At 67.2% G+C, this 5,019-nt stretch carries 6 protein-coding genes and 1 tRNA gene; 5 read left to right on the top strand and 2 right to left on the bottom strand.

Annotation, left to right across the window (positions count from 1 at the left end; all coding sequences use genetic code 11):
• Both DSP71_RS23755 and DSP71_RS12510 read right to left on the bottom strand, forming a co-directional pair.
• Positions 1-251: Atu1372/SO_1960 family protein (locus DSP71_RS23755; RefSeq protein ID WP_258546421.1), on the bottom strand; the 251-nt coding region annotated here is incomplete at its 3' end.
• Positions 248-472 (bottom strand): hypothetical protein, encoded by a 225-nt coding sequence (locus DSP71_RS12510; protein ID WP_021199127.1) that lies wholly within the window; start codon positions 470-472, stop codon positions 248-250. The genes DSP71_RS12510 and DSP71_RS23755, both read right to left, overlap by 4 nt.
• A gap of 89 nt (positions 473-561) precedes the next feature.
• Here DSP71_RS12510 and DSP71_RS12515 point away from each other — a divergent pair, with 89 nt between their 5' ends.
• From DSP71_RS12515 to DSP71_RS22295, 5 genes are all read left to right on the top strand, one after another.
• On the top strand, positions 562-3,123 hold the full coding sequence (locus DSP71_RS12515; protein WP_061016518.1) for a transglycosylase domain-containing protein: 2,562 nt from the start codon (positions 562-564) through the stop codon (positions 3,121-3,123).
• On the top strand, positions 3,114-4,061 hold the full coding sequence (locus tag DSP71_RS12520; protein ID WP_258546422.1) for a metallophosphoesterase: 948 nt from the start codon (positions 3,114-3,116) through the stop codon (positions 4,059-4,061). The genes DSP71_RS12515 and DSP71_RS12520 overlap by 10 nt, the downstream gene beginning before the upstream one ends.
• A 9-nt stretch (positions 4,062-4,070) precedes the next feature.
• Complete coding sequence (locus DSP71_RS12525; RefSeq protein WP_113681257.1) at positions 4,071-4,616, top strand: hypothetical protein; 546 nt, start codon at positions 4,071-4,073, stop codon at positions 4,614-4,616.
• Between the two features lie 55 nt (positions 4,617-4,671).
• Positions 4,672-4,748 (top strand) — tRNA-Pro (locus DSP71_RS12530).
• Positions 4,749-4,814: 66 nt separating this feature from the next.
• On the top strand, positions 4,815-5,019 hold a 205-nt coding region (locus DSP71_RS22295; RefSeq protein ID WP_181800729.1), incomplete at its 3' end, for a hypothetical protein.

The following is a 5,019-nucleotide window of genomic DNA, read 5'->3' on the forward strand; positions in this document are numbered from 1 at the left end:
ACACCACCCGCGGCATCCGCCGCCGCGGCCAGAGCGTTCAGCGCACACGTGCGGGCGTAGGTCTTCGCATCCTCGGCGGAGACGTCGGCGCCCACCTTGCCCGTGGCCGGCAGCGCACCGTCGACGAACGGCAGCTGGCCCGAGGTGTAGACGAGGCCCCCGTGCACGACCGCAGGGACGTAAGCGGCGACCGGGGCGGCGACCGGAGGCAGCTCGATGCCGAGCTCGGCGAGGCGGGCGGAGACGCTCATGCCTGGCCTCCCTCGAACTGACGGGCGGCCTGTTCTGCGGCGGCGAGGCCGGCATTCGTCGACGCGTCGGACGTGACGGGGCGCTTCAGGTAGGCGACGAGCCCGCCTTCGGGCCCCTGCACGACCTGCACGAGCTCCCAGCCCTGCTTGCCCCAGTTGTTGAGGATGGCTGCCGTGTTGTGGATCAGCAGCGGCGTGGTGAGGTACTCCCACGTGGTCATGGCACTCCTGTCGATCGGGGCGCGGCACCGGAAATCCGGGGCGGGCTCGTCAAAGGCGGTATTCAGGGAACTCCCCTACGATCAAGCGTATGCCCCAAAAGAATCGCACGGTGAGAGGCGTGCTCGGCGGTCTCGTCGGGCTCGTCGGCCTGAGCGCCGTCGCCGGTCTCCTCGTCACGGCCAGCGTCACCCCGGTGCTCGCGATGACCGGCCTCGCAGGCACCCAGGCTCTCACCCTCTTCGATCAGCTCCCCGAGAGCCTCGACCCGAGCACGCCGATGGAGCAGTCGACCATCTACGCGACCGCCCCCGACGGTTCGCAGGTCGAGCTCGCGTCGTTCTACGAGCAGAACCGCGTGCCGGTGACCTACGAGCAGGTCTCCCCCACCCTCTACGACGCGATCCTGTCGAGTGAGGACAAGAACTTCTACAGTCACGGCGGCGTCAACATCGGCGCGACCGTGAAGGCCCTGGTCGACAACGTACGAGGCACCTCCAGCCGTGGTGCGTCGACGATCAGCCAGCAGTACGTGAAGAACGTGCTGATCCAGAAGTGCGAGCAGGACGTCGACACCACGTCTGACACCTACTCGGAAGACCTCCAGCAGTGCTGGCTCGACGCCACCAACGCGACAGGGGCGAAGGGCATCGAGCGCAAGCTGCAGGAGATGCGCTACGCGATCCAGATCGAGAAGGACTTCTCCAAGAACGACATCCTCCTCGGCTACCTGAACATCGCCAACTTCGGTGGAACCGTGTACGGCATCGAGGCGGCCGCGAACTACTACTTCTCCACGACGGCCGCGAACCTCACGGTCGCGCAGTCGGCGACTCTCGCCGGCATCGTGCAGAACCCGAACACCTACCGGATCGACAAGCCGGAAGGCACGATCACGAACTCCGAGGGCGTGGCGCTGAACACGGCCGCGGATGGGTACGCACTCACGAAGGACCGCCGTCACTACGTGCTGGGTCGCATGCTCGCCGACGGCAAGATCACGCAGGCACAGTACGACGAGGCCGACGCATCGGAGATCGCGCCCGCGCTCAACCCCCCGACGCAGGGGTGTGCATCCGCCGGAACCAGCGCGTACTTCTGCCAGTACGTGAAGTCGATCGTCCTGAACGACGAGGCCTTCGGGAAGACGCAGCAGGAGCGCACGGATCTGCTCCGCCGCGGTGGCCTGAAGATCTACACCACGCTGGACTACCGCATCCAGAACCCGGCCGCCGAGAGCATGTCCGAGATCGTTCCCGCCAACGCCGACAACCAGAACTTCGGCGCCGCCGGCGTCTCGGTCGAGGTCGGCACCGGACGAATCCTCTCGATGACGCAGAACACCATGTTCACCGAGACGCCCACCGACGACCAGGCCTACACATCGCTGGTGTTCGCCGGTGACAAGGACCACGGCAACTCTGGGGGCTTCCAGGTCGGATCGACCTACAAGCTGTTCACGCTGATCGACTGGCTCGAGAAGGGCCACTCCGTCAACGAGGTGCTCAACGGAAGCGTCCAGACGAATCTGAGGATCCCCGTGTGCGGCGCCAAGCAGAGCACCGACACGAAGAAGATCGGCAACTTCGGCGGCGGCGGCGGCGGGACGAGCTCGGTGCTGAACTTCACGAGGAACTCCCTCAACAGTGGGTACTTCGCGATGGCGTCGAAGCTCGATGTCTGCGACATCAACAAGGTTGCCGACCGCATGGGTGTGACGCTCGCGAACGGTGGCAAGGTCACCGACGAGAACGTCCCCTTCGATGTGCTGGGACCGAAGAACATCTCTCCTCTCGCCATGGCGAACGCCTATGCGACCGTCGCGAGCGGCGGAAAGTACTGCACGCCTCGCGCGATCGATCGCGTGGTCGGCGCCGACGGTAAAGACCGCGAGTTGCCCGCGTCGTCCTGCACCGACGGCGTGCTGCAGCCCGAGATCGCGGCGACTGCCGCCTTCGCGCTGCAGAGCGTGATGAGCGGCGGTGGCACCGGATCCCGCGCCAACCCGAACGACGGCACTCCCCTCATCGGCAAGACCGGTACGCACGACCGCTGGTCGACCATGATGATCGAGTCCAGCACCAAGGTCACCACCGCGGTCTGGGCGGGTCGCTGGCAGGGTCAGGCCAACATCTACCAGAAGCGGGCCAACGGCTGGAACCTCAACGACATGCGATACCCCCTGGCCAAGGCCGCGCAGGGGGCAGCCAACGCCGCGTACGGCGGAGACGCCTTCCCGAAGCCGGACGGCAAGCTGACCCGACAGCAGCTGACGACGGTTCCGAGCGTCGTGGGCAAGTCCGTCGAGGAGGCGACCGGCATCCTCACCGACGCCGGCTTCCAGGTCTCCGTCGGAGGGGCGGTCGACAGCGATCTCGCCGCCGGTCTGGTCGCCGGTCAGGACCCCACAGGGGAAGCTCCGAACGGCGCGACGGTCACGCTCACGACCAGTAACGGCCAGGGGACGACCGTCCCCGCGAACCTCGTGGGGATGTCGAGAGCTCAGGCGACCGCTGCGCTCGGGGCGGCCGGCTTCACGGACATCGAGTTCGACAACTCGTGCAATCCGCCGACATCCGTCGTGGGCAACTCCGACCCCGCGCCGGGCACTGCGGCCAGCAAGTCCACCGCCGTGCGTGTGACGTGCCAGTAGCGGCACGACGCGGCGCGCACCCGGCCCTCATCGCGCTCGGCGCGGTGGGGGCCGTGGGTGCCGGCGCTGCCATCTGGGGCATCGGCATCGAGCGGTACCTGTTCACCGTGCGCGAGGCCTCAGCAGTGGCCCTTCCGCCCGGCGCAGCACCGCTGCGCATCCTGCACATCTCCGATGCGCACATGGCGCCGTGGCAGCATCGCAAACAGGACTGGCTCGCCTCCCTCGCCGAACTGAAGCCCGACCTCATCGTGAACACCGGGGACAACCTCGGCCATGAGAACGGACTCGACGGCATCCGGCGTGCCTTCGCTCCGTTCGCCGGTATCCCCGGCGTGTTCGTGCATGGCTCGAACGACGTGGCAGCGCCGTCTCCGCGGAACCCCTTCCGCTACTTCCTCGGCCCATCCAAGAAGAACCACAAACCGGAGCTGCTCGACACCGACGCGATGGACCGGTACTTCACGGATGAGTTGGGCTGGACCGACCTGAACAATGCCGCAGCACGGTTGCGCATCGCAGGCACCGACGTCCATCTCTTCGGCGTCGACGACGCCCACCGTGACTGGGACCGGCTGGACGAGCTTCCCGACGCGATCTCGGCACTCGGCGCTCGTGACGCGGCGACGCCCGTCCTCGGCGTCACGCACGCGCCGTATCAGCGGGTGCTCAACGGCTTCACCGATCTCGGCGCCGATGCGATCCTCGGAGGCCACACGCACGGCGGTCAGGTGTGCATTCCCGGGTACGGGGCTCTCGTGGCGAATTGCGACATCCCGCTCAAGCAGGCCAAGGGGCTCAGCACCTGGTCGCACGGCGGACGCACCGTGCCGCTCAACGTCAGCGCGGGGTGCGGACACTCCATCTACGCGCCGGTCCGCTTCGCCTGTCGACCCGAGGCGACGCTTCTCACGCTCACGGCACAGCCTCGGCGCTGAGCGCGCCGGGTGACGCAGTTGCTTCCGCCCGGCGAGGCGAAGACGGCACGGACCGCAGCCTTCGGGGCGAGCGCGATGTACCTCCTGATCCCACTGACGTTCTCGGTGCTCGCTCTGCCCCTCGTCAGTGAGGCCACGCGCCCACCGCTCGGACTGGCGGATTGGCCTCGATCCGCCCTCACTCTGCTCGCGGTGTCCATCATCGGTGTCCTGCTGCCCGCGATGGCTCTCCTCCGTGGAATCCGCTCGCTCGTGCGTCCCCCTGCGCGCGTGCTTCTCGCCGCTCTCGCATTCCTGTTCACGCTGATCTGGGGTGTGATCGTCGCGTGGGCCATCGGTCTGGGCGCCAGCGGAGGGAACAGCGAAAGTGCCGTCGGGATGCTGTCCGTGTGGGTGTTGACGACGTCGAATGTCTGGCCCATCCTGGTCACAGCCGGTTGCATGGCTCTGCCACGCGGGCGTGCGCGCCTCATCACGCTCGCGGCATCCACGGGCGGGGGGCTCCTGCTCCTGATCGTCGCGCTCATCACCGTACGCATCACCGCACAGGTGTGATCCGGCCTCGATTCGGCGCGGGGAGCATTTCCCTGTAGACTCGGAGGGTTGCAAACGGGGTGTGGCGCAGCTTGGTAGCGCGCTTCGTTCGGGACGAAGAGGTCGCAGGTTCAAATCCTGTCACCCCGACCAGTAACACCGGAAGGCCGCCCTCAGGGGCGGCCTTCTCTGTACCGGGACCGTGCACGAAGGGAACGCATGAGCTCTCTGCTCCCGCCGCCGCGCCGTTTCACCCGGGTATGGGCGCTCGCCCTCAGCGTCCCGTTCCTGATCGGCCTCGCCGCCCTCACCCTCACGCCATCGAAGGTCGAGGACTCGATGCCGAATCTGCTCGACGTCATCCTCACGACCACACACCGTCTCGGCTGGGAGTGGCTCGACTTCACGCGGCTCGAGATCATCG

Origin of the sequence: Microbacterium sp. H6 (assembly GCF_003314775.1) — a bacterium.
In the GTDB taxonomy this organism is placed as follows: Bacteria; Actinomycetota; Actinomycetes; order Actinomycetales; family Microbacteriaceae; genus Microbacterium; species Microbacterium oxydans.